Source organism: Streptomyces sp. NPDC001056, from assembly GCF_053598955.1.
On record NZ_JBSFLI010000124.1, the window covers coordinates 1 to 1,104 of the forward strand.

1 protein-coding gene and 1 pseudogene are annotated in these 1,104 nt (G+C 67.2%); one reads left to right on the plus strand and one right to left on the minus strand.

Annotated elements, in window-relative coordinates:
• Positions 1-93 (minus strand): annotated as a pseudogene (locus ACWDD7_RS37875) (peptide chain release factor N(5)-glutamine methyltransferase); the annotation flags it as partial.
• Positions 94-105: 12 nt separating this feature from the next.
• On the opposite strand from ACWDD7_RS37875, the gene ACWDD7_RS37880 reads away from it, so the two are divergent.
• The coding region (locus tag ACWDD7_RS37880) for a DHA2 family efflux MFS transporter permease subunit (RefSeq protein ID WP_450460732.1) at positions 106-1,104 on the plus strand (999 nt) is incomplete at its 3' end.

The window sequence follows — 1,104 nt, forward strand, 5'->3', positions numbered from 1 at the left end:
GGTCCAGCGCAGCGCGTCCTCCGACAGCTCCACGGCGTGCACCCGGGAGCGCGGCACCTCCTGGGCGAGGGCGAGCGCGATGGCCCCGGAGCCGGGCAGGGCCTCGTGTCGGGGCCGATGGTGCCGCTGTCGCAGACGATCCTGATGCGCAGCTACCCGCCCGCGAAGCGCGGGCTCGCGCTCGGGCTATGGGCGATGACGGTGATCGTCGCGCCGATCTTCGGCCCGTTGCTGGGCGGCTGGATCAGCGACAACTACACGTGGCCGTGGATCTTCTACATCAACCTGCCGATCGGCATCTTCTCGGCGACCTGCGCGTACTTCCTGCTGCGCGGCCGCGAGACGAAGACGTCGAAGCAGCGGATCGACGCGATCGGCCTCGCGCTGCTCGTGATCGGCGTGTCATGCCTGCAGATGATGCTCGACCTCGGCAAGGACCGCGACTGGTTCAACTCGACGTTCATCGTCGCGCTCGCGCTGATCGCGGTCGTGTCGCTCGCGTTCATGCTCGTGTGGGAGGCGACCGAGAAGGAGCCGGTGGTCGACCTGTCGCTGTTCAAGGACCGCAACTTCGCGCTCGGCGCGATGATCATCTCGTTCGGCTTCATGGCGTTCTTCGGCTCGGTCGTGATCTTCCCGCTGTGGCTGCAGACGGTGATGGGCTACACGGCGGGCAAGGCCGGCCTCGCGACCGCGCCGGTCGGGCTGCTCGCGCTCGTGCTGTCGCCGCTGATCGGCCGCAACATGCACCGGCTCGACCTGCGGATGGTCGCGAGCTTCGCGTTCATCGTGTTTGCCGGCGTGTCGATCTGGAACTCGACGTTTACGCTCGACGTGCCGTTCAACCACGTGATCCTGCCGCGGCTCGTGCAGGGGATCGGCGTCGCATGCTTCTTCGTGCCGATGACGACGATCACGCTGTCGAGCATCTCCGACGACCGGCTTGCGAGCGCGTCGGGGCTGTCGAACTTCCTGCGCACGCTGTCCGGCGCGATCGGCACCGCGGCGAGCTCGACGTTCTGGGAGAACGACGCGATCTACCATCACGCGCGGCTCTCGGAATCGGTGAGCGTGTATGCGCAGAGCACGACCTACTACCAGGGC